The 19,803-nt window shown below is 71.1% G+C and carries 22 protein-coding genes; 10 read left to right on the top strand and 12 right to left on the bottom strand.

Annotation, left to right across the window (positions count from 1 at the left end; all coding sequences use genetic code 11):
• Positions 1-911 (top strand): RQC domain-containing protein (locus AB0J09_RS28705; RefSeq protein ID WP_360697644.1); only part of this gene is annotated, 911 nt, incomplete at its 5' end.
• Between the two features lie 233 nt (positions 912-1,144).
• Here the strand turns inward: AB0J09_RS28705 and AB0J09_RS28700 are convergent.
• Entirely contained in the window at positions 1,145-1,747 is a 603-nt protein-coding gene (locus tag AB0J09_RS28700) for a TIGR03086 family metal-binding protein (protein WP_360697641.1), read from the bottom strand.
• Positions 1,748-2,089: 342 nt separating this feature from the next.
• Between AB0J09_RS28700 and AB0J09_RS28695 the strand changes: the two genes are divergently transcribed.
• A complete protein-coding gene (locus AB0J09_RS28695; RefSeq protein ID WP_360697638.1) occupies positions 2,090-2,425 on the top strand; it encodes a hypothetical protein in 336 nt (111 codons plus the stop codon).
• Here AB0J09_RS28695 and AB0J09_RS28690 read toward each other — a convergent pair.
• The 3 genes from AB0J09_RS28690 to AB0J09_RS28680 all read right to left on the bottom strand — a co-directional run bounded on the left by AB0J09_RS28690 (position 2,418) and on the right by AB0J09_RS28680 (position 5,438).
• The gene (locus AB0J09_RS28690; protein WP_360697635.1) at positions 2,418-3,221 is read right to left on the bottom strand and encodes a lysophospholipase; all 804 of its coding nucleotides are present in this window, start codon (positions 3,219-3,221) and stop codon (positions 2,418-2,420) included. The two genes, AB0J09_RS28695 and AB0J09_RS28690, sit on opposite strands and share 8 nt — an antisense overlap.
• A 158-nt stretch (positions 3,222-3,379) precedes the next feature.
• The gene (locus AB0J09_RS28685; RefSeq protein WP_360697632.1) at positions 3,380-4,399 is read right to left on the bottom strand and encodes an NADPH:quinone reductase; all 1,020 of its coding nucleotides are present in this window, start codon (positions 4,397-4,399) and stop codon (positions 3,380-3,382) included.
• Positions 4,400-4,484: 85 nt separating this feature from the next.
• On the bottom strand, positions 4,485-5,438 hold the full coding sequence (locus AB0J09_RS28680; protein ID WP_360697629.1) for an aldo/keto reductase: 954 nt from the start codon (positions 5,436-5,438) through the stop codon (positions 4,485-4,487).
• A gap of 76 nt (positions 5,439-5,514) precedes the next feature.
• Here AB0J09_RS28680 and AB0J09_RS28675 point away from each other — a divergent pair, with 76 nt between their 5' ends.
• The gene (locus tag AB0J09_RS28675) at positions 5,515-6,135 is read left to right on the top strand and encodes a TetR/AcrR family transcriptional regulator (RefSeq protein ID WP_360697626.1); all 621 of its coding nucleotides are present in this window, start codon (positions 5,515-5,517) and stop codon (positions 6,133-6,135) included.
• Here the strand turns inward: AB0J09_RS28675 and AB0J09_RS28670 are convergent.
• Positions 6,112-6,507, bottom strand: a complete 396-nt coding sequence (locus tag AB0J09_RS28670) for a hypothetical protein (RefSeq protein ID WP_360697623.1) — start codon at positions 6,505-6,507, stop codon at positions 6,112-6,114. The two genes, AB0J09_RS28675 and AB0J09_RS28670, sit on opposite strands and share 24 nt — an antisense overlap.
• An 85-nt stretch (positions 6,508-6,592) precedes the next feature.
• Between AB0J09_RS28670 and AB0J09_RS28665 the strand changes: the two genes are divergently transcribed.
• The 3 genes from AB0J09_RS28665 to AB0J09_RS28655 are packed head-to-tail and all read left to right on the top strand — an operon-like array spanning position 6,593 to position 8,404.
• A complete protein-coding gene (locus AB0J09_RS28665) occupies positions 6,593-7,081 on the top strand; it encodes a methylated-DNA--[protein]-cysteine S-methyltransferase (RefSeq protein WP_360697621.1) in 489 nt (162 codons plus the stop codon).
• Positions 7,078-7,758: a 2OG-Fe(II) oxygenase gene (locus tag AB0J09_RS28660; RefSeq protein ID WP_360697618.1), complete on the top strand. Its 681-nt coding sequence runs from the start codon at positions 7,078-7,080 to the stop codon at positions 7,756-7,758. Before AB0J09_RS28665 ends, AB0J09_RS28660 begins: the two co-directional genes overlap by 4 nt.
• A 19-nt stretch (positions 7,759-7,777) precedes the next feature.
• Positions 7,778-8,404, top strand: a complete 627-nt coding sequence (locus AB0J09_RS28655; RefSeq protein ID WP_360697615.1) for an alpha-ketoglutarate-dependent dioxygenase AlkB — start codon at positions 7,778-7,780, stop codon at positions 8,402-8,404.
• On the opposite strand, the gene AB0J09_RS28650 is transcribed toward AB0J09_RS28655, so the two are convergent.
• From AB0J09_RS28650 to AB0J09_RS28635, 4 genes are all read right to left on the bottom strand, one after another.
• Entirely contained in the window at positions 8,388-9,065 is a 678-nt protein-coding gene (locus AB0J09_RS28650; protein ID WP_360697612.1) for a helix-turn-helix domain-containing protein, read from the bottom strand. The genes AB0J09_RS28655 and AB0J09_RS28650 overlap by 17 nt on opposite strands.
• Positions 9,066-9,377: 312 nt before the next feature.
• Positions 9,378-10,991 carry a protein kinase gene (locus AB0J09_RS28645; protein ID WP_360697610.1) on the bottom strand — a complete coding sequence of 538 codons (1,614 nt, stop codon included), beginning with the start codon at positions 10,989-10,991 and terminating at the stop codon, positions 9,378-9,380.
• Between the two features lie 39 nt (positions 10,992-11,030).
• Positions 11,031-11,834 carry an alpha/beta hydrolase gene (locus AB0J09_RS28640; protein ID WP_360697607.1) on the bottom strand — a complete coding sequence of 268 codons (804 nt, stop codon included), beginning with the start codon at positions 11,832-11,834 and terminating at the stop codon, positions 11,031-11,033.
• Between the two features lie 32 nt (positions 11,835-11,866).
• Positions 11,867-12,313, bottom strand: coding sequence for a MarR family transcriptional regulator (locus AB0J09_RS28635; RefSeq protein WP_360697604.1), 447 nt, complete (start codon positions 12,311-12,313; stop codon positions 11,867-11,869).
• A gap of 41 nt (positions 12,314-12,354) precedes the next feature.
• Between AB0J09_RS28635 and AB0J09_RS28630 the strand changes: the two genes are divergently transcribed.
• Positions 12,355-12,717, top strand: coding sequence for a nucleotide pyrophosphohydrolase (locus AB0J09_RS28630; RefSeq protein ID WP_360697601.1), 363 nt, complete (start codon positions 12,355-12,357; stop codon positions 12,715-12,717).
• 73 nt (positions 12,718-12,790) lie between these two features.
• Here the strand turns inward: AB0J09_RS28630 and AB0J09_RS28625 are convergent, their stop codons facing one another.
• On the bottom strand, positions 12,791-13,393 hold the full coding sequence (locus tag AB0J09_RS28625; protein WP_360697598.1) for a TetR/AcrR family transcriptional regulator: 603 nt from the start codon (positions 13,391-13,393) through the stop codon (positions 12,791-12,793).
• Positions 13,394-13,482: 89 nt separating this feature from the next.
• Here AB0J09_RS28625 and AB0J09_RS28620 point away from each other — a divergent pair, with 89 nt between their 5' ends.
• Positions 13,483-13,896, top strand: a complete 414-nt coding sequence (locus AB0J09_RS28620) for a hypothetical protein (RefSeq protein ID WP_360697595.1) — start codon at positions 13,483-13,485, stop codon at positions 13,894-13,896.
• A 94-nt stretch (positions 13,897-13,990) separates the two neighbouring features.
• Here the strand turns inward: AB0J09_RS28620 and AB0J09_RS28615 are convergent, their stop codons facing one another.
• On the bottom strand, positions 13,991-15,481 hold the full coding sequence (locus tag AB0J09_RS28615; protein ID WP_360697593.1) for an MFS transporter: 1,491 nt from the start codon (positions 15,479-15,481) through the stop codon (positions 13,991-13,993).
• A gap of 89 nt (positions 15,482-15,570) precedes the next feature.
• On the opposite strand from AB0J09_RS28615, the gene AB0J09_RS28610 reads away from it, so the two are divergent.
• A complete protein-coding gene (locus tag AB0J09_RS28610) occupies positions 15,571-18,726 on the top strand; it encodes a BTAD domain-containing putative transcriptional regulator (RefSeq protein ID WP_360697591.1) in 3,156 nt (1,051 codons plus the stop codon).
• A 3-nt stretch (positions 18,727-18,729) separates the two neighbouring features.
• Here AB0J09_RS28610 and AB0J09_RS28605 read toward each other — a convergent pair whose 3' ends face one another.
• Positions 18,730-19,176, bottom strand: a complete 447-nt coding sequence (locus AB0J09_RS28605) for an SRPBCC domain-containing protein (RefSeq protein WP_360697588.1) — start codon at positions 19,174-19,176, stop codon at positions 18,730-18,732.
• Positions 19,177-19,234: 58 nt separating this feature from the next.
• On the opposite strand from AB0J09_RS28605, the gene AB0J09_RS28600 reads away from it, so the two are divergent.
• On the top strand, positions 19,235-19,803 hold a 569-nt coding region (locus AB0J09_RS28600), incomplete at its 3' end, for an amidohydrolase family protein (protein ID WP_360697585.1).

Below are 19,803 nucleotides of genomic sequence, written 5' to 3'. Positions count from 1 at the left end.
CCCACCTCGACCTGCCGAAGTCGGTGGAGGGCTACTACCAGGAGACCGGGCGCGCGGGCCGCGACGGTCTGCCCGCCACCGCGTGGATGGCGTACGGGCTCCAGGACGTCGTCCAGCACCGGCGGATGGCCATGGAGGGCGACGAGGCGCACCGACGCCGCCAGGTTCTCCATCTCGACGCCATGCTGGCGCTGTGCGAGACCGTGGGCTGCCGCCGGGTGATGCTGCTCGACTACTTCGGCCAGAAGGGCGCCGAGCCGTGCGGGAACTGCGACACCTGCCAGACGCCGCCGGAGTCGTGGGACGGCACGGTCCCCGCCCAGAAGGTGCTGTCGGCCGTGCTGCGGCTGGCGCGGGAGAGGCGGCAGAAGTTCGGGGTGGGGCAGGTGGTCGACATCCTGCTCGGCAAGAAGACGGCCAAGGTGCTGCAGCACGGCCATGAGACGCTGTCCGTGTTCGGGGTGGGCACGGACCTGGGCAACGCGGAGTGGCACGGCGTGGTGCGGCAGCTGCTGGCACAGGGACTGCTGGCGGTGGAGTCCGACTACGGCGCGCTGGTGCTGACGGACGACAGCGCGGCGGTGCTGCGGGGGCAGCGCGAGGTGCTGCTGCGCCGCGACACCCTGCGCCCCGTCCGGGCCAAGGTGGCCTCCTCGTCCAAGGCCCAGGCGGTGGTCGAGCTGTCCGCCGAGGCCGCCCCTATCTTCGAACGACTCCGGTCCTGGCGAGCGGCCACCGCGAAGGAGCAGGGGGTGCCCGCCTATGTCATCTTCCACGACGCGACGTTGAGGGAGATCGCCACCGCCCGTCCGTCCTCGACGGCGGAACTGAGCGGCGTCAACGGGGTTGGGGAGAACAAGCTGGCGAAATACGGGGAGCAACTGCTGGAGGTCCTCCGCGACGACACCTGACCGGGCGGCGTGTGGTGGCGACGGCCGCACGAAGAACGGTCGTCGCCACCACGTTGGTCGGCCTGGTCGCGGCGATCAGCTTCGCCGCCCCGCTAACGACCGGCCGGACGCTTGTCGGGCTCGTGAATACGAGTGCCTTTGACTTGCCGTACAGGATGATCGTACGGCGTGTGAGCGGGAAATGTTGCCCGGGGCTGGGTGTTCTGTCCTTGAGGTTGGGGTGGTTGGGCTGGTCAGGGGCTTGTTGGACAGTTCGGATCGCGGCCCAGGTAAGCCAGCAGGCGGTCCTGGGCGGGGGCATGCGGGGGGACGGTCACCCGGGGGGCAAACCTGTGCGGCCGGTCGTTCCCGGTGACGAACAGCTGGGCGAGGTCCAGCAGTTCCTCGGCCATCAGGGACGGAATCGGGCGCTGCTCGCCGCAGGCTCTGGCCACGTCCCAGCCGTGCACGGCGATCTCGATCGCGCCCACCACGGCCACCATCGGGCTCGTCAGATGACGGTCGGCTATGGCGATCATCCCGTTGCCGGTGAGGGTGCCCGCCCACAGGCCCAGCACCTCGGTGGCTCCGTCCCGGACGAGGAGTGCCGGGTTACGGCCGGCACCCCTTGAGACCCCGCCGACCGGTGGAGGGGAGATGCGACCGGTGGCGGCGTCGTTCAGGGTTCGGAGCGAGTCGGCCATGTGGTCGAGCAGGTGCTGGAGGTTCCAGCCCGCGCAGGGCGTCGCCCGGCAGAGGGTCGCCGGTGTGACGATGCGCAGGCTGCCCAGCGCGTAGTCGATCGCCCGCTCCAGCAGCGCCACCCCCGCGAACGTCGCCAATGTCTGCTCGCTCATATCGCCTCCTCCTCAATTCAGACCCGGCTACTCGGGAAAACTCATCGGGGGCGGCCATGCGGGTTGGGATCTTCCTGGGGGGGCGTCGCTCATGTTGCCGGTACTCGGCGCTCCATAGCCGGAACCTCTTGCCTTGATCTCGAGTAGAGAGGTCAAGGAGGTTCGATGAAGCGGTTGATGGTGGCGATGCTCTTGCTGGTCGCCGGGTGTTCGGCCGGGGCTCGCGCCCCTGCCCCTGTGGCGAGTGCCCCCGTGGTGAGGTCCGCCGTCCCACCAAGCCCCAGCATCTCGGTTATCACCCCGAGTCCGACGGCTACCAAGGCGGTGTGCAACGGGACTTCGGTGATTCTCAGTGAAGGCTTTCCCGAGGTGCGCGGGACGGCTCAGGACGCGGAGCTGTGGGGGCTGCTGTTCGCGCCCGGCCCGCCGCTGGCCAGCCGCAAAGAGATCAAGATCGTGTGGCGGATGACCGGCGAGGGGCCACTACAGGTCAGGGCGACGCTTCCCGACGGCACTCAGGCCAAGCTCGCCTGGGGTCCCGAACAGCACGGCGGATCGAGCTGGCACCGGCCGGGCGAGGAGTGGGGTACGGGGTTCGTGTTCCCTAAGCACGGCTGCTGGAAGGTCGAGCTCACCCGCACGCGGGGCTCGGGGTACGTGTGGCTTTCCGTCAAATAGCCCGATCGATGAAAGCCGTCACGTCGTCCAGGACCTCGTCCTTGTTGGACTCGTTGAAGACCTCGTGCCTGGCGCCCTCGTAGATCCGCTCGGTCAGGTCCGTACCCTTGATCGCCTCGATCCCAGGGCGGCTACCGCTCAACGGGACGAGTTCGTCGTCGGCCCCGTGCACCCAGAGCGTGGGCAGCGACCCCAGCGTGCCGCCCTTGGCGATGGTGGCCAGCGTCGCGGCGAACGCCTCCAGGGTGGGGCGCTTGAACGGGCCGTGCCACACCAGCGGGTCGGCGGCGTACGCTTCGCCCACCGAGAGGTCGCGGGAGAGAGTGGCCGGGTCGATGGGGGTGTCCGGCGGCTCCTCGTAGGCCAGCAGGGTCGGGACGATCTCCCATTCGCCGATCACCGGCCCTGACAGCACGAGCGCGGCCAGGCCGTCGCCGTAGCGCTGGGCGTAGCGGGCGGCGATCATGCCGCCCATCGAGTGGCCGATCAACACGACGGGGGCGCCCGGGTGGTCGGCCCTGGCGCGCTCCTCGACGGTGTGCACGTCCGTGACCACGTCCTCGAAGTCCGCGACGAGCACTCTGTCGCCCGCCGACTTGCCGTGGCCCATGTGGTCGAGGCCGTAGACGGCGGCGCCGTGCCGGACGAGCCGGTCGGCGACGTACTCGTAGCGGCCGATGTGCTCGCCGTATCCGTGGATCAGGACGGCTACGTATCGCGGGCTGTCGTTGGGCCATTCGCGGATGGTGTTGAGGCCCTTGGTGCCGGTGAAGGTGTGCTCTCGCGATTCGGCCACGGTCATTGAGGCTACGCGGATCATCGCCGCGCCGTCCACCGGTGCCGCAGGCACCCCGCGAGCCTCGCCGCACTTCGGCTGGGGTCCCTGGGAGAGGTGGGAAGCCGAGCCGGGCGCCACACCTCGCCCCCGTTGTTCGCACGGCGACCGGCTGAACGTCACGACGTGACGTCCACCAGGACCTTGCCGACCGCGCCGCTCTCCACCGCCCGGTGCGCGTCGGCGGTGCGGTCGAGCGGAAAGCGGACCAGCGGCAGGCCGTGTTCCTCGCCGACCGGCAGGGCGCCGCCGCGGACCGCGGCGGCGACGTCCTCGGCGGCCGCGGCGCGCGCCTCCGAACCGGCCGTGTAGAGCACCAGGAACTGCAAGCGTGTGTTCAGTACCATGTTCTGCAGCACGTCCAGTTCGACCGGCTTGCCACCGTCGTTGGCGTAGGTCGAGATCGTGCCGCGCGTCCGCAGCACGGCCAGGTCCAGTGCGAGGTTCACGCCGAGCGCCACCTCGGCGACGATGTCGACGCCGTCCGGGGCGATCTTGCGGATCTCGGCGGCCGGGTCGCCCTCGCGATAGTTGATCACGTGGTTGGCGCCGGCGGCGGTGGCCAGCCGGGCCTTCTCCGGGCCGCTGATCGTGCTGATCACGGTGGCGCCGGCCCACCGGGCGAGCTGGATCACCGCGTGCCCGACCGCCCCGGCCCCGCCCGCGGCGAGCACCACCCTGCCGTCGAGCGCGCCGGGCCGCAGACGGCGTGGCCCGTCCTCGGCGACGGTGAGCGCGCGGTGCGCGGTGAGCGCGGGGACGCCGAGTGAGGCACCGACGTCGAAACCGACCTCGTCGGGCAGCGGCACGGCCTGCTCGGCGGGCACGACAGTGAACTCGGCGGCGGTGCCGGTGGGCCGCCCGGCGGTGGCCATGAACAGCCAGACCCGCTGACCGACCCGGCTCTGGTCGCCCCCCTCACCGACGGCGTCGATCACGCCGGCGCCGTCTAGGTGCGGGGTGACCTCTGGGAACCCCCCTTGGTTGGTGGCGCCGGAGCGGGCCTTCCAGTCGGTCGGGTTGACCCCGGACACGGCGACCCGGACGCGAACCTCGCCGGGGCCGGGCGCGGGCAGGTCACGATCGACGAGCTGAAGAACGTCGGGGCCGCCGTTGTCGCGGTAGATGATGGCCTTCATGATCTGTCCTTATCTCACTCGGTGCTGATGCTTCGGTAAACAGGGCGTCGATTCCCGCACCAGTCCCGCGTTGCCGCCTGCCTGTCTAGCCAATCGGGACTTCGTTGGAGCGAGACTCGACGGCGTCGAGGGTGGCCAGGGTCGCGGCGTCAAAGGTGATCTTGCTGGCCGCCATGTTGGCCTCGAGGTGGGCTGCGTCGGCGGTGCCGGGGATGAGCAGCACGTTCGGGGCGTGGTGCAGCAGCCAGGCGAGGCCGACCTGGGAGGGCGTGACGCCGAGAGACTCGGCCACGGCGCGGACGGCCGGTTCCTCGGTGACCTTGGGCATGCCCGGGAAGTTCCCGCCGAGCGGGAAGAACGGCACCCAGGCGATGCCCTCCGCCGCGCACAGCTGCAGCAGGTCCTCGTCGTCGCGGGAGACAAGGCTGTAGGCGTTCTGCACGCAGCCGATGCCGGCCGGCAGGGCGCGGCGCAGGCCGTCCAGGGTGACGGCGCTCAGCCCGATCGCACCGATCTTGCCTTCGTCGCGCATTGCCGTCATCACGGCGAGCTGGTCGTCGAGGTCGACCACCTGATCCCCCTTGGGACGCAGCCCGGGACCAGAGTCCAGGCGGCGCAGGTTCACCACGGGGATGTGCTCCAGGCCGAGTCCGATGAGGTTGTCCTCGACGCTGGCGCGGAGCTCTTCGGGCCGCTGTGCGGACCGCAGCGGGATCGGGCCGTCGGGGTTGGGGTCGGCACCGACCTTGCTGACAACCATGACGTCGTCCTGCGGCCGGAGCGCCTCGCGGAGGAGCCCGTTGACGAAGCCGTTGCCGTAGAACTGGGCGGTGTCGATGTGGTCGACGCCGAGATCGATCGCGCGGCGCAGGACAGCGAGGGCCGCGACGCGGTCGTCGTGCAGGCGCTCCAGTTGCATTGCGCCGAATCCGATACGGGACACGGTACGCCCGGCGAACTGAGCGGTACCGCCGGGCCGAAGAGGATTGACCGGCTCGTTGGAAAGGGTGTTGCCGGAGGCCATGAGGATCCCGTCCACGTAGGATGTCGGAGATATCGGAGGATCCTCCGGTATCTCCGACCGACTATAGAGCAATACCGGAGGTCCCTCCACTTTGAGTTCGCTCGAACCGGCGTCCGCCGACACCTTCGCCAAACAGCCGGCCACGACACAGCGCCCGCTCCGTGCCCACGCCCAGCGCAACCGGGACAAGCTGATCGCCACCGCCCGGACCGCCTTCGCGGCCGCCGGCGACACCGTCCCGCTCGAAAGCATCGCCCGTGAGGCGGGCGTCGGGATCGGCACCCTCTATCGCCATTTCCCCACACGCGAAGCGCTCGTGGAGGCGGTCTACGCCGCCGAACTCGACGACATCACCACGAGCGCCTCGGCCCTGCTCGAACGGCTCCCGCCGCAGATCGCGCTGCGCGCCTGGATGGACCGCTACGCGGCGTTCGTCGCGATGAAACGCGGCATAGCCGACGCACTACGCGCCGGCCAGGCCTCAGGCCGCATCCCGACATCCACCACCAGGGAACGCATCACCGCCGCGATCACGGCGATCCTCGCCAAGGGAGCCGACACAGGCTCACTCCGTGCGGACGTCGACCCCGACGACGTCACCACGATGCTTCTCGGAATCTTTCTCGCCACGGCGGCCCTCGATACCCCTGAACAGACCGGCCGGCTACTCGACCTGCTCATCGACGCCCTACACCCCAAGCCAGGCCAGTAGCGGCGGTGTGATTACCGGCGTCGGGTGGCGCGCACGACGACATCGTGGAGGGGGACCGCTCGGCCCCCGTGGCCGGTGAGCGTGCGGAGGTGCTCTTCGGCGGTGACGATCTCCCACTCCAATGCCGTCCATGCGCGCGGTGATGGCCGCGAAGGTGGCCGACGCTTCGGCAGGAGCGTGGTGCCCGTGGCCGGTAGAGCCCGGGGTGTGCAGGTGCTTCACGATGAGCAGCGTGCCGCCGGGAGCCACCCATCCGGCGACGCGGTCGTAGAACTCCAGCTGGGGCATCGCCGGGTGGGCGTAGTGGGTCATGATCAGGTCGAACTGCGCGCCCGGGCTCCAGACGCTCAGATCCGCCTCAACCCACTGCAAGGGGTCCCCGTATAGGGCTTCGGGGGCGAGGCTGCGAGGTCCGAAAACCGCCGACTTTCGCGGGCCCGCCGGTGTTGTAGAAGGTATGGACATCTACACCACGATCGACAGCCCGCTGGGCGAGATCCTGCTCGAAGGTGACGGCTCGGCGTTGACGCGCGTGTCGTTCGATGTGGGCGCGCGAACGGGCCTGAAGCGGGATCCGGCCGCGTTCGCTGAGGTCGAGCGGCAGTTCGCCGAGTACTTCGCGGGCGAGCGGACCTCGTTCGACCTGCCGCTCGCCTCCCACGGGACCCCGTTCCAGGAGCGGGTGTGGGCCGAAGTGGCGGCGCTGCCGTACGGGACCACGACGACCTACGGCGCGCTCGCCGCGCGCGTCGGCGCGCCACGTGACCGGATCCGCGCGGTCGGGGCGGCCGTGGGCGCGAACCCGCTGCTCATCGTCCGCCCCTGCCACCGTGTCATCGGCGCGGACGGCACGCTGACCGGGTACGCGGCCGGCGTCGAGCGCAAGCACGAGCTGCTCACGCTCGAGGGCGCCCTCCAGCCGCGGCTCTGGAGCGTGGTGTCATGAACTGGGCAAAGCTGACGGAGGAGGTCAACGCGTACGGGTGCGCGCTCATGCCTCCGCTCCTCACCCCGGAGGAGTGCAAGGAGATCTCCAGCCTGTACGACGACGTGGGGCTGTTCCGGTCCACCATCGACATGGAGCGGTACCGGTTCGGGGCCGGGCAGTACCGGTACTTCGACCGCCCGTTCCCGCCGCTGGTGGAGAAGCTGCGGGCGGAGCTCTACCCGCGGCTGCTGCCGATCGCCCGCGACTGGGCGACCAAGCTGGGATGGCCCGCGCCGTGGCCGGACGACTTCGGCGAGTGGCTCGACATGTGCCACAGAACAGGGCAGACCAAGCCGACGCCCATCCTGCTGCGGTACGAGCGGGACGACTGGAACGCGCTGCACCGCGACCTCTACGGCGACCTGGTGTTCCCGTTGCAGGTCGTGATCGGGCTCGACCGGCCGGGCGAGGATTACACCGGAGGCGAGTTCCTGCTGGTGGAGCAGCGGCCACGGGCCCAGTCGCGGGGCACGGTGACCTTGTTGCCGCAGGGGCACGGGCTGATCTTCACGACGCGCGACCGGCCCGTACGGTCATCGCGGGGCTGGTCGGCCTCCCCTGTGCGGCACGGAGTGAGCACCGTGCGGTCGGGGCTGCGGCATACGCTGGGGCTCGTCTTCCACGACGCCCGCTGACCAGGAGGGGGTGGCCGAGATGCGGGAGATAGCGCCCGGCGCGGTGCACGTGCCCGGGTGGCTCACGCTGGACGAGCAGCGCCACCTCGTACAGGCGTGCCGCGAGTGGGCCATGAGCCCGGTGCCGATCCGGCACACCGTGCTGCCCAGGGGCGGCGTCATGACGGTGCAGACCGTGTGCGTGGGCTGGCACTGGCAGCCGTACAGGTACACGCGCATCGCCCATGATGTGAACGGCCGCCAGGTGGCCGATTTCCCCGGCTGGCTCGGCGAGCTGGGCCGCCGCGCGCTGGCCGACGCGTACGGAGAGCCCAGCGACACGTACGAACCCGACACCGCTTTGATCAACTTCTACGACGGTCAGGCGGAGATGAGCATGCACCAGGACAAGGACGAGAAGTCGGACGCCCCGGTGGTGTCGCTGAGCATCGGCGACCGATGCCTGTTCCGCTTCGGCAACACGGAGACGCGCGGCCGGCCGTACACGGACGTCGAGCTCGCCTCGGGCGACCTGTTCGTCTTCGGAGGGCCGTCGCGCTTCGCCTACCACGGCGTGCCGAAGGTCTATCCGGGCACCGGCGATCCCGCCGCCGGGCTGGCCTCCGGCCGCCTCAACATCACGATGCGCGTCACGGGTCTACGATGAGGTAGTCGAAGTCCTCGTCGGTGAGCTTGCGTCGCAAGATCTGCAGGATCCTCTGCGCCTTGTCGTCCGGCCCCTGCACATAGAACGGCTTGCCGTTACGGCCGAAGGTGATCGCCGAGTCGCCTTCCCACTTGCCCAGCAGGTCGGCCAGAGGCGCGAAGTCCTCGTGCGCCTCGAACCCGAGCATGCGGGCATAGTCGATGGACCCGAACACGATGTCCTTGGCCAGCTCGATCGGCGCCTCCTGCCAGCCCGCGTACTCGCCGAAGAAGTATTGGCGGAAGCGCAGCAGGTCACGCTCGTCGAACACCTCCGGCCCGATGGCGTTCTTCAGTCCAAGGCAGTAGACGTCGGCGAGGTAGCCGCAGACCGTCATCTTGTCCCAAGTGTGCCGTCGGGCTACCAGCACGCACACCATGCCGCCCGTGCCCGACTCCGGAGCCTCGTCCACCCACCCGCGGGCGGGATCGACCGTGAGCCCCTCGCTCCAGCCGACATTGACCCAGCAGCCGACCACCTCGGGGTCGGCGGCGGGACTCTCCGTGGCAATGGCCCGCACCAGCGGCGCCACCACCGACGGCGACACCTTCAACGCCCTGGCGATCTCCTTCGGGGAGCGGCCCTGAGATCGCAGCTCACGCACCTGATCCTTCAGTTCCATTGGGGCAGCCTAACCGGGCTGACCACACGCATCGAGCCACCACCAGCCGTCGGCGAGCTCAAATCTCGGACATATCATCATCCCGAATCCGTCGTACGGGCCACCGGGGTGCTCCCGTGAAGTGCGCATAGCCCACGGCGTCGTCCGGAATCCCCACCTGGTCCGGCACGAAAAGGGCACAGGACTCCCAGGTCACCGCGGTGCAGGCCGCGGAGACGAAGCAGAGCTCGCCAGGCAGCCGCGCGCCGTAAGACGTACAGCAGGTGCCCGCCGAATGTGGAGATCCCGTCAAGTTCGTGCGCTGTCAGCCCTCTAGTGGAAGTAGGACCTGCGCGGCTCCTGGCCGGTGAGGCTGCCGATGCAGCGGTAGAAACGCACGCCCTGCTCGAACTGCGCCTGGGTCGGCGGCATGACGTCGGCCTGCCATCTGGCGGCTCCCATGGTCCTGGCCGTGCCGACCCTGCTGGCCAGGAGCACCGTCCGGCTGCAGACCCGCTTCACCGTCGGGTGCTTGGCCAGGTCCTGCTGCACGTACGTGTCGGCGTCGGATGGGATCGGGGCCACCGCGAACGTCTCCCATGAGTGCTTCTCCTCGCACCCGAGCCGTCTGGCCTTCGTGTCGCCCACGATGATGACCAGGCCGCCCCAGCACTCCGACTCCCGCACGCAGGCCGCCCCCGCGCCGCGCACCTTGGAGGCCGGGCAGTCCTCCGTGTACGTGTCCAGTTCCCCGAACGCGGTCTTGGCCGGCTGGTCCTTGGGCTGGGTGGTGGTCGTGGTGCCGGGTGACGCCTTGCTGTCGGCCGGCTCCTTGATGACGTACGAGTAGACGACCACGCCGACGCCCACCGAGATGACCAGGGCCAGGGCGGCGACGATCGCGACCAACGCCTTCGAGGCGCCGTCGCGGGCGGATGGCCGGGTGTCCGGATGAGCGTCCGGCGGTGGGCCCGTGCCCGGCAGCGGAGGGGACATCGGCTGGCTTCCCGCCTCCCTCGCGGGGCCGAGCGACGGAGAGGAGCCCAGAGACGCTGAAGGACCGAGCGAGGCGGAAGGACCGAGCGGTGCGCCGTGGTGTCCTGCCACGGAAGGCATCGATGCCGCGGAAGGCCCTGGTACCGAGGAGGGGCCGAGCGGGACGGCGGCGAGGGCGTCGCGGAACGCCTCCGCGGTAGGCGTACGCTCGCGCGGATCGCTCGCCAGCGCGCGGCGGAGCACGGCGGTCAGCTCGGGCGGCACGCCCGGGATCTCGGGAACGGGCAGACGGTGCAGAGCCAGGATCATCGCCAGGTTCGGCACGCCGCTCTCCGGGAAGCGCGGCGGGCGGCCGGACATCAGGGCGTAAACGGTGGCCGCCAGCGCGTACACGTCACCGGCCGGGGTCGGCTCAGCCAGCTCGAACGCCTCAGGCGGGGCGTACGAGGGCGTCAGGGACTCGCGTGTCACCGAGGCCTCGGGTCCGGACGCGGGCATGGTGGCCAGGCCGAAGTCGGACAGCGCGACCTGGCCGTACCGGTTGACCAGGATGTTGCCCGGCTTCACATCACGGTGGAGCACCCCTTGCGCGTGCGCGGCGGCCAGCGCGTCGGCGATGCGCACGCCCACGTCGCGCGCCTCAAGCGGGGAGAGCCTCCGCCCCGACAGCGACCCACCGGGGCACAGCTCCAGCACCATGTACGGTCGCCCGTCCGGCAGCAGCCCTGCGTCGTAGACGGCCACCACGTGCGGATGGGCGGACAGGACTCCGGCGGCCGTGACCTCCCGCAGGAAACGGCGCCTGTCGCGATCGGACAGCAGCACCCGGTTGTCGACCTTGAGCGCGACCTCGCGGCCCACGGCCGACTGCAGGGCGAGGTACACCACACCGAAGCCGCCCTGGCCGACAACGCCCTTGATCTCGTAGCCAGGCACCGATAATTCGGACACGCGCGGAAGCGTACAGGTTCGGGAGCGGGGGCGAGGTGATCAGCCGACGGTCTGGAGCACCTCGCGGAGGCGGGCGGCGTACGCGCGTGGATGGCTGGTGTTGCCATTGTGGCCGCCCGGGAACTCCACCAGCTCGGTGCCGAGCAGCTTGGCCAGCTCGACCGCGCACCGGTGGTCGAAAACGTGGTGCGGGGTCGTGCGCCCGGCCGCGGGCAGGATCCTGGTACGGCAGCCGCTCAGGTCCAGCTCGTCCTCCACGACGGCCGTGAAGTCGTGGCGGATGAAGAAGTCGAAGTTCGCCTGCCGCTGGGCCGTCATAGGCTGCGGGGTCAGGCCGGACTCGGCGTCCTCGGTGATGCCGAGCACCCGCTTCACCTGGCCGATCGCGGCGGGCAGGCCGCCTTCGGCGTAGAGCGCCTGGAGCTCGGCCAGCTCCGCCCGGTGGCCGGCGCGTTCGGCCTCGGGCAGCAGCCAGGGCGAGACGGGCTCGTGCGCGATGAGCAGGCTGAGCTGATCGGGGTGTTCGACGGCCAGGTGGAGCCCGATGGAGGCGCCCAGGCTCTGGCCCAGCATGATCACGGGCTGGTCGGTGAGGTGGGTCAGGAGCCGGTGCACGTCATCGGCGTGCTGCCGGACACTCACGCCGGGGCTGTGAATCGTGCTGCGGCTGAGCCCGCGCCGGTCGTACGTGATCACCGTGTACTCGTCCACCAGCCGATCGACCAGGTCGACGCTGCGGCCCGCGTCACCCTCGCCGCTCTGGGAGATCAGGAGGAGTGGGCCTGCGCCACGCGTCTCGTAGTAGAGATCGGCGTCCGGCACGCGCAAGATGTCTGCGGTCATGCACGCCACGATAATCCATCAGATTTGATGTATCAAGTTCGATGCATTGTGCCCGGGATCAGCCGCGCGGCCAGCTCCTCGAGGGCCGCCACGGTCTCGTGGATGCGCTGGGCATCGTCCGTGCCCAGCGCGGCGGCCAGTGCGGCGTCGATCGGGGTGTCCCGGACCTTGGTCACCCGATCGGACACCTCAGGGGCCTCGCGGATGATCGTCCGCCGCCGATCCGCGGGGTCCGTCTCGGCGATCACCCCGCCCGCGGCGCGCAGCCGCGCGATGGCCGCCGACACGGCGCTCTGCGGCAGCCCGGTACGGGTGGCGATCTCACCCACGGTGGTGTCGGGGTGCCCGCGAAGGTCGCTCACCACGATCAGGACCGTACGCACGCTCGTGGAGTGCTCGCCGATGCCCTCGGTCGGCATCGCCTCCTCGCCGATCTTCATCAGCGTCCGACCCAACAAGAACAGCTCGACCCCATTCACGACCAGCAACATACCGGCGGGGGTCGATAAGGTCTTGCGACGTGACGACGGAGTTGGAGCGCATTGCCGTACGCCTGCGCGAGTTCGCCAGGGTCAGGGACTGGGAGCAGTTCCACACGCCGAAGAACCTGGCGATGGCGCTGGCGGGCGAGGTCGGGGAGCTGGTGGCGGAGTTCCAGTGGCTGACGGCCGACGAGTCCAAGAACCCCGATCCCGGCGCGCTCGCCAGGATGCGCACCGAGCTGGGCGACGTGACCCTCTACCTGATCCGGCTGGCCGACGTGCTCGGCGTGGACCTGGTGGAGGCGGCGCAGGCCAAGCTGGAGGACAACGACCGTCGCTACGCCGCCGACCGCTACCGCGGCTCGGCCGAGAAGGCGCCGCCGTCGCCGCGCGACGCGTGACCCGAAAAGCGGACCCGGAGGCGCGCGTCGTTGAATCGCGGCGGGTGTGGAGGGCACACTTCGGCGGTGGTGATCAGGAGCGTCCTGCCGGGCCGACGTCGGCGGTCAGGAGGCGGGCCACGTCGGTGGCCAGCGTTTCGGCGAGGTCGGACAACCGGGTGCGGTCCTCGAGGAGCAGGAACAGCCAGGCGAAGATCGGCCCCAGCAGCATGGCGTGCACCCGAGCCGGATCCGGCCGGTACGCCAGCTCCCCGCGCCCCACCGCCCGATCCAGCACCTCGGTCACGCAGTCACGCTCGGCCTGGACGAACGTCCCCGCGAACACGGCCGTCATCCCCTCATCCGCATGAACGTCGGCCAGCAGCCCCGGCACCACGCCCGGCGGCGGCCCGGCCAGGCTCGTGACGATGACGCGGGTGACCGCGGCCAGGTCGGCGGCCAGTGAGCCGGCATCGGGCGGCGTCTCCAGCTCCAGGTCATGCATCACCGCCGCGAAGATCATCGCCTGCTTGGTGGCGTAGCGGCGGTAGATTGCCGCCTTTCCGACTCCCGCCCTGGACGCCACTGCGTCCACGGTGAGCTGCGCGTACCCCTGCTCGGCCAGCAGCTCGCGGGCCGCCGCGGCGATGGCCCCGTCCACCCGCCCATCCCTGGGACGGCCCACCGGTTGCTTCATGCGGGCGAGTCTATTACGGAACCGCCAGATCCGTAATGTGACGTAGCCGACGTTGCGCCACAGCTGGACTGGAGGCATTATTCGGAACCATGAGTTCCGATACTTCCGTTTCCGTAAAGTGGGCGGGCGGAATCCTGGTGTTCCTGGCCTGCGCGCATCTGATCCTCACCGGGGTGCTGAGCGCCGAGCACATCCCGAGCTGGTTCGACGGCGGAATGTGGTTCTTCCCGCCGGGACCGGACGACCTGGGGCACCTCGCGCCGGACGTGGGCGCGTTCTGGCTGGTCTGGGGGAGCTTCGCGGTGCCGCTGGGGCTGATCGGGGCGCTGGTCGTGGGGTTCGGGCGGCGCGGGGAGGTGCCGCCGCCGTACCTCGGGATCGGCGTGGCGCTCTGGGCGCTGGCCGGGGCCGCCGTGTTCGAGCCCTCGCCGTTCGTCCTCGCCGTCGTGCCCGCCGCGATGCTGCTGGCCGCCCGGCGCCGGGCGGCGGCCACGTGGGCGTGACGCCGACGACGGGCCGCGCGGTCGCCGTGACGCCGTGAACGAAAACGCCGCCGGACCGACCTCGGGGGCCGGTCCGGCGATGGCGTCTGGTGGGTCACGTCGTCGGGTTGTGCCGCCTGAGGGCCACGAGCGTGACGGCGGCCAGGCCGAGGAAGGTGAACGCGCTGATCGCCGCCACCGTGTTGAGCCCCGTGGTGAACGCGGCGCGCGCCAGGTCCAGCAGGTCGGGCAGGTCCTTGGCGGCCGTCACCGCGGCGGTGATGCTCTCGCGCGCCGCCTCCGCCGGCAGGTGCTGGGGAAGCTGCCCGCGGTAGATGGCGGTGCCGAGGCTGCCCAGCGCGGCCACGCCCACCGCGACGCCGAACTCGCCGCTGGTCTCCGACAGCGACGCCGCGGAGCCGGCCTTCTCCGCGGGCGCGGCCGTCATGATGACGCCGTTGCCCACGCCCATCGGCAGCGCGACGCCCGCGGAGGCGAGCACGAGCCCGGTCACAACCAGCCCGGTGCCCCCGACGCTCGGGACCTGTGTGTGCAGGAACAGCCCGACCGCGCCCACCGCGAACCCGCCGGCCATCACGTACGCGGTGCCGAGGCGCCGGGCGAGGGCCGGGGCGAACGTCAGGGCGACGATCATGGCGAGGTTCTGCGGCACGAGCCAGAGGCCGGCCTCCAGCGGGGACATCGCCTGGACGGTCTGCAGGTACTGGGTGGTCATCAGCGTCGTCCCGGCCATGACGATCCCGGCGAGCAGCATGGTCCCGAGCGTGGTCGCGAAGGCGCGGTTGGCGAACAGCCGCAGGTCCAGCAGCGGGTCGGCGAGTCGGCGCTGCCGCCGGACGAACACCAGGCCGAACGCCGCCCCCACCACGATCGCCGCCACGGGCACCCAGTGCCAGCCGCTCCTGGCGATCTCCTTGAGCCCGTACACGACCGGCAGGATGGTCGCCAGCGACAGCGCCACGCTGGCCAGGTCGAGCCGGCCCGCGCCGGGGTCGCGGTACTCGGGCAGCAGCACCGGCGCGGCCACCAGCACCAGCACCATGAACGGCACCCCCATCAGGAACGCCGACCCCCACCAGAAGTGCTCGAGCAGCACCCCGCCGACCAGCGGCCCGGCCGCCATGCCCAGCATGAAGCAGCCGTACCAGAGCCCGATCGCGGTCCCCATCTGCTTGCCGTCCCGGAACATGTTTCTGATCAGCGCCATCGACGACGGCATCAGCGTCGCCCCCGCGATGCCGAGCAGCGCCCGTGCGGCGATCAGCATCTCGGCGCTCACCGAGTACGCGGCCACCATGGAGGCGGCCCCGAACGCCGCCGCCCCGATCATCAGCAGCCTGCGCCGCCCGATCCTGTCGCCCAGCGTCCCCATGGTGACCAGGAACCCGGCCAGCATGAACGAGTAGACGTCCATGATCCAGAGCTGCTGCGACGCGCCGGCACCGAGGCCGGCGCTGAGGTGCGGAAGCGCCAGGAAGAGCACGCTGACGTCGACGGAGAGCAGCAGGGCCACGGAGGCCAGGACGGCCAGCCCGGTCCATTCCCGGCGGCCCGCGAGTGTGCCAGTGAGTGAGCTGGTGTTCATCTCGTTCCCCTTTCAGCTGGCTCCACAGTCCTGTAAGGGGCTTCCGGTGTTCTTTCCGCGGGCTTAAGGCCGCGCATAAGGTGACGAGCATGCGTTTTGGGGTGCTGGGTCCGCTGGCCGTGTGGACGGACTCCGGGGAGAGCGTCACGATTCCCGGGCTCAAGGTACGCGCGCTCCTCGTGGACCTGCTCGTCCACGAGGGCCATCCGGTGTCCGTGGACCGGCTGGTCGACGACCTGTGGGGCGAGGAACCGCCGGGCAATCCGGCCGGGGCGCTGCAGGTACGGGTATCACAGCTGCGCAAGGCGTTCGAGGACGCCGAGCCCGGCGGCAAGAACCTCGTCGTATCCCGCGCTCCGGGCTACCTGCTCCGTCACGAGGACGGCGCCGTGGACGCGGCCCGCTTCGCCGGGCTGCTGGCCCAGGCCGAGGCCGCCGACAGCCCGCGGACCAGGGCGGGGCTGCTGGCGGACGCGCTGGCGCTGTGGCGGGGGCCCGCGTACGCCGACTTCGCCGACGAGGAGTACACCAGGTCGGCCATACTCCGCCTGGAGGAGCAGCGGCTGTCTGCGCTGGAGCAGCACGCCGAGGCGCGGCTGGAGCTGGGCGAGCACGGGCTGCTCGTCGGCGAGCTGGGCGACCTGGTGGCCAGGCATCCGCTCAGGGAGCGGCTGCGTGCCGTCCACATGCGCGCCCTCTACCGTGCCGGACGCCAGAGCGAGGCGCTGGCCTCCTACGCCGAGTTGCGGGAACGGCTGGCCGACGAGCTCGGCCTCGACCCCGGGCCCGAGTTGGTCGCTCTCCACCAGGCGATACTCGGGCAGGACCCGGCGCTGAGCGTGCCCGCCGAGCGCCCCGTCACGAACCTGCCCGCCTCCGTCAGCAAGCTCATCGGCAGGGACGAGGCGCTGGCCGAGGTGTGCGCGCTGGTGGGCGACGAACGGCTGGTGACGCTCACCGGCAGCGGCGGGGTGGGCAAGACCCGGCTGGCGCTGGAGGCCGCGAACCGGCTGGTGGACGGGTTCGCGGACGGGGCCTGGCTGGTCGCGCTCGACCAGGCGTCCCGCTCCCCCGCGGAGGCCGTCATGGCCGCCCTGGACATCCGGGAGGACGCCGCCGGGACGGCGACGACCTCCCCCGGCGACGCCGACCGCGCCCTGGCGGGGCGGCTCGCGACGGCGCTCAGGGCCAGGCGGATGCTCCTGGTGCTGGACAACTGCGAGCACGTGGTCGAGCAGGTCGCCGAGCTGGCCGAGGTGCTCCTGCGGGCCTGTCCCGAGCTGCGGATCCTGGCCACGAGCAGGGAGCCGCTGGCCGTGGCCGGCGAGGTGCTGTGGAGTGTGCCCCCGCTCGACGTGCCCGGCAGCGCCGACCTGGCGGTGATGGCGCGTTCGGACGCGGTCAGGTTGTTCGTGACCAGGGCCGCGGCCTCCGCCCGCGGGTTCGCGCTCGACGCGGGCAACGCGCAGGCCGTCGCGCAGCTCTGCAGGCGGCTGGACGGCATCCCGCTGGCGCTGGAGCTGGCCGCGACCCGGGTGCGGGCGCTGGGCGTCCAGGGCGTGGTTGCCCGGCTGGACGACCGGTTCCGGCTGCTGGCCTCGGGGCAGCGCGGCGCCCCTGCCCGTCAGCAGACGCTCACCGCGGTGATCGACTGGAGCTGGGACCTGCTGTCCGACGAGGAACGCCGCGTCCTGCGCCGCCTCGCCGTACACGCCGACGGCTGCACCCTGGAGGCGGCCGAGTCCGTCTGCGACGCCCCCGAGCTCGACGTGCTCGACCTGCTGGCCCGCCTGGTCGACCGCTCGCTCGTGGTGGTCGTCGACGCCTCCGCGGGCGTCAGGTACCGGCTGCTCGAATCCGTCTCCGAGTACTGCCGGGAGCGGCTGTCCGACGCGGGCGAGCTCGATCGGGTACGTCTCGCGCACCTGCGCCACTACCTGGCGCTGGCCGTACGGGCCGAGCCGGAGCTGTACGGGCACGAGCAGCGGGACTGGCTGCTGCACCTGGACGCGGAGGCCGCGAACATGCGGGCCGCGCTCGACACGGCGGTCGCCCACAAGGACGCCGACAGCGCGGCCCGGCTGGTCAACGCGCTGGCCTGGTACTGGTTCCTGCGCGGCAGGCTGGCCGAGGGCAGGCGGTCGATGGCGACCGCGCTGTCCGTCGCGGGCGACCCGTCTCCCGTCAGGGCCAGGGCGGCTGCATGGGAGGCCGGGTTCGCGCTCATGGTGGGCGAGCAGGTCGAGTGGGAGCCCGTGCTGAAGGCGGTCGAGGACCCGGGCGAACGGGCCAGGGCCGAGCTGTTCGTGAGCATGCACGTCCAGGACATGCCGACGGCTCAGGAGCTGACGCGCCGGGCGCTGGTCACGTTCAGGGAGGGAGGCGATCGGTGGGGCGTCGCGGCGGCGCTCGCCAGACAGGCCAGGGACGCGTTCACGACACGTGACATCGAGGCGCTGGAGCGGATCGGCGAGGAGAGCGCGCGGCTGTTCACCGAGCTGGGCGACCGCTGGGGGCTGCTGCAGGCCAAGGCGTGGTTGGCGTCGCTGGCCGAGATGGCGACCGACGCGGAGCGGGCCAACCGGCTGTTCGGCGAGGGGCTGCGGATGGCCGAGGACCTGGGGCTGTGGCCGGAGGTCTCCACGCGCATCGCCTGGCTGGGCTGGATCGCGTTGCAGAGCGGCGAGTACGAGCGCGCCATGGAGTTCTGCGAGCGGGCCATGAAGCTGGCCGAAAGCCAGGGCTACATGGAGGGCACGATCATGGGCCAGATGGGCCTCGCGTTCGCCGCGCGCCGGGGCGGGCGGCTGGACCTGGCCGAGACGCACCTGCACCGGCTGGTCGAAGCGGTGCCGCGCGGCCCGGACGTGGAGCCCGCCCTGCACCTGCCGGACACGCTCGTCGAGCTGGGCTTCCTGCTGGAGCTGCGCGGCGACCCAGAGGCGGCCATGGACCTGCACGTCGAGGCGCTGGCCGCGGCCCGCAAGATCGGCGACCCCAGGACGATGGCGTTCGCCGTCGAGGGCGCGGCCTCGGCCGCGGGACCGACCGAGAAGGCGGCCAGGCTGCTGGGGCTGGCGGCCGCGGCCAGGGAGCGCAACCAGACCCCCGCGGGGGCGGCCGAGCGGGCCGACAACGAGCGGGTGGCGGCGAGGGTACGCGACGCGCTCGGGGAGGATGCCTTCGCGGCCGCGTACCGGGAAGGCACCACCCTCAAGCTCGAACAGGCCGCGGACCTGCTCTGAGAGCTAAGCAAGGTGCTCGGCCAGCCGGTCGAAGAACTCGATCCAGCCCGCCTTGGCCTGCTCGGCGTGCTGGGGGTCGGTGTTGACGCCGTACTGGTGGAAGCGCATCTCCGTCTTGCCGTCCACCTCGGTGAAGTCGATCGTGACCACCGACGCCGGCCCCTCGCCCGGATTGTCCGGGTCGCCCGTGGTGAACACCAGCCGCTCCGGCTCCGCGACCTCGCGGTAGGTGCCGTCCAGCGTCGCCTCGAACCCCTCCTCTCCGACCAGCGTGGCCTGCCAGACGCCGCCGGGCCGGGCGTCCAGGGTGATCCGGCCGACCGGGGTGGTCAGCATCCGGGGGCCGAACCACTGCGAGAAGCGCTCGGGCTCGGTCCAGGCGGCCCACACCAGCTCGCGGGGGGCGTTGAAGAGGCGGGTGATCTCGTACTCTGCGGTCTGTGTCGTCATGTCCTCAGAGTGCGGGGACGGGCTTTAGATCCTCTTCTCATGGTCTTAAGGTCGGTGCATGAGGATCATTCGCGCCGCGAAGGTGCTCACCGGACATCCCGGGGAGGTGATCGCGGACGGCGAGATCCTCATCGACGGCTCCAAGATCGTCTCCGTGGGGCCGCGCGGCAGCGGGGGCGACGCCGCCGAGGTCCTTGACCTGCCGGGGCACACGGTGCTGCCGGGGCTGATCGACGCGCACGTGCACCTGGGGTTCGACGCCAAGGTCGACCCGGTGACGCGGCGAAGCCCCGAGAGCGATCACCACCTGCTGTTACGCATGGCCGAGAACGCGCGCAAGCTCGTCTCCGCGGGCGTCACGACCTGCCGTGACCTCGGCTCGCGCGGCTTCCTCGACCTGGCGCTGCGCGACGCCATCGAGGAAGGGCTGGCCGTCGGCCCGCACATCGTGGCCGCCACCAGGCCCATCACGATCACCGGCGGCCACTGCTGGTACATGGGCGGCGAGGCCGACGACGAGCCCGCCATCCGCCGCGTCGCCAGGGAGAACCTCCGGGCGGGCGCCGACTGCCTGAAGGTGATGGCCTCCGGCGGGCTGATGACGCCCAGCTCGGCGGCGCGCCCGGC

This window comes from Nonomuraea sp. NPDC049784 (genome assembly GCF_040659615.1).
In the GTDB taxonomy this organism is placed as follows: Bacteria; Actinomycetota; Actinomycetes; order Streptosporangiales; family Streptosporangiaceae; genus Nonomuraea.
The sequence above is the reverse complement of the archived record's forward strand: the minus strand, read 5'-3'. Positions and strand labels throughout refer to the sequence as shown.

What these genes read in the sequence shown, in the direction of transcription:
- AB0J09_RS28605 (WP_360697588.1), bottom strand. Translation starts at nt 19,176, where the DNA reads ATGACGACACAGACCGCAGAGTACGAGATCACCCGCCTCTTCAACGCC.
- AB0J09_RS28625 (WP_360697598.1), bottom strand. Translation starts at nt 13,393, where the DNA reads ATGAAGCAACCGGTGGGCCGTCCCAGGGATGGGCGGGTGGACGGGGCC.
- AB0J09_RS28610 (WP_360697591.1), top strand. Translation starts at nt 15,571, where the DNA reads ATGCGTTTTGGGGTGCTGGGTCCGCTGGCCGTGTGGACGGACTCCGGG.
- AB0J09_RS28685 (WP_360697632.1), bottom strand. Translation starts at nt 4,399, where the DNA reads ATGAAGGCCATCATCTACCGCGACAACGGCGGCCCCGACGTTCTTCAG.
- AB0J09_RS28700 (WP_360697641.1), bottom strand. Translation starts at nt 1,747, where the DNA reads ATGAGCGAGCAGACATTGGCGACGTTCGCGGGGGTGGCGCTGCTGGAG.
- AB0J09_RS28620 (WP_360697595.1), top strand. Translation starts at nt 13,483, where the DNA reads ATGAGTTCCGATACTTCCGTTTCCGTAAAGTGGGCGGGCGGAATCCTG.
- AB0J09_RS28660 (WP_360697618.1), top strand. Translation starts at nt 7,078, where the DNA reads ATGAACTGGGCAAAGCTGACGGAGGAGGTCAACGCGTACGGGTGCGCG.
- AB0J09_RS28640 (WP_360697607.1), bottom strand. Translation starts at nt 11,834, where the DNA reads ATGACCGCAGACATCTTGCGCGTGCCGGACGCCGATCTCTACTACGAG.
- AB0J09_RS28650 (WP_360697612.1), bottom strand. Translation starts at nt 9,065, where the DNA reads ATGGAACTGAAGGATCAGGTGCGTGAGCTGCGATCTCAGGGCCGCTCC.
- AB0J09_RS28665 (WP_360697621.1), top strand. Translation starts at nt 6,593, where the DNA reads ATGGACATCTACACCACGATCGACAGCCCGCTGGGCGAGATCCTGCTC.
- AB0J09_RS28655 (WP_360697615.1), top strand. Translation starts at nt 7,778, where the DNA reads ATGCGGGAGATAGCGCCCGGCGCGGTGCACGTGCCCGGGTGGCTCACG.
- AB0J09_RS28615 (WP_360697593.1), bottom strand. Translation starts at nt 15,481, where the DNA reads ATGAACACCAGCTCACTCACTGGCACACTCGCGGGCCGCCGGGAATGG.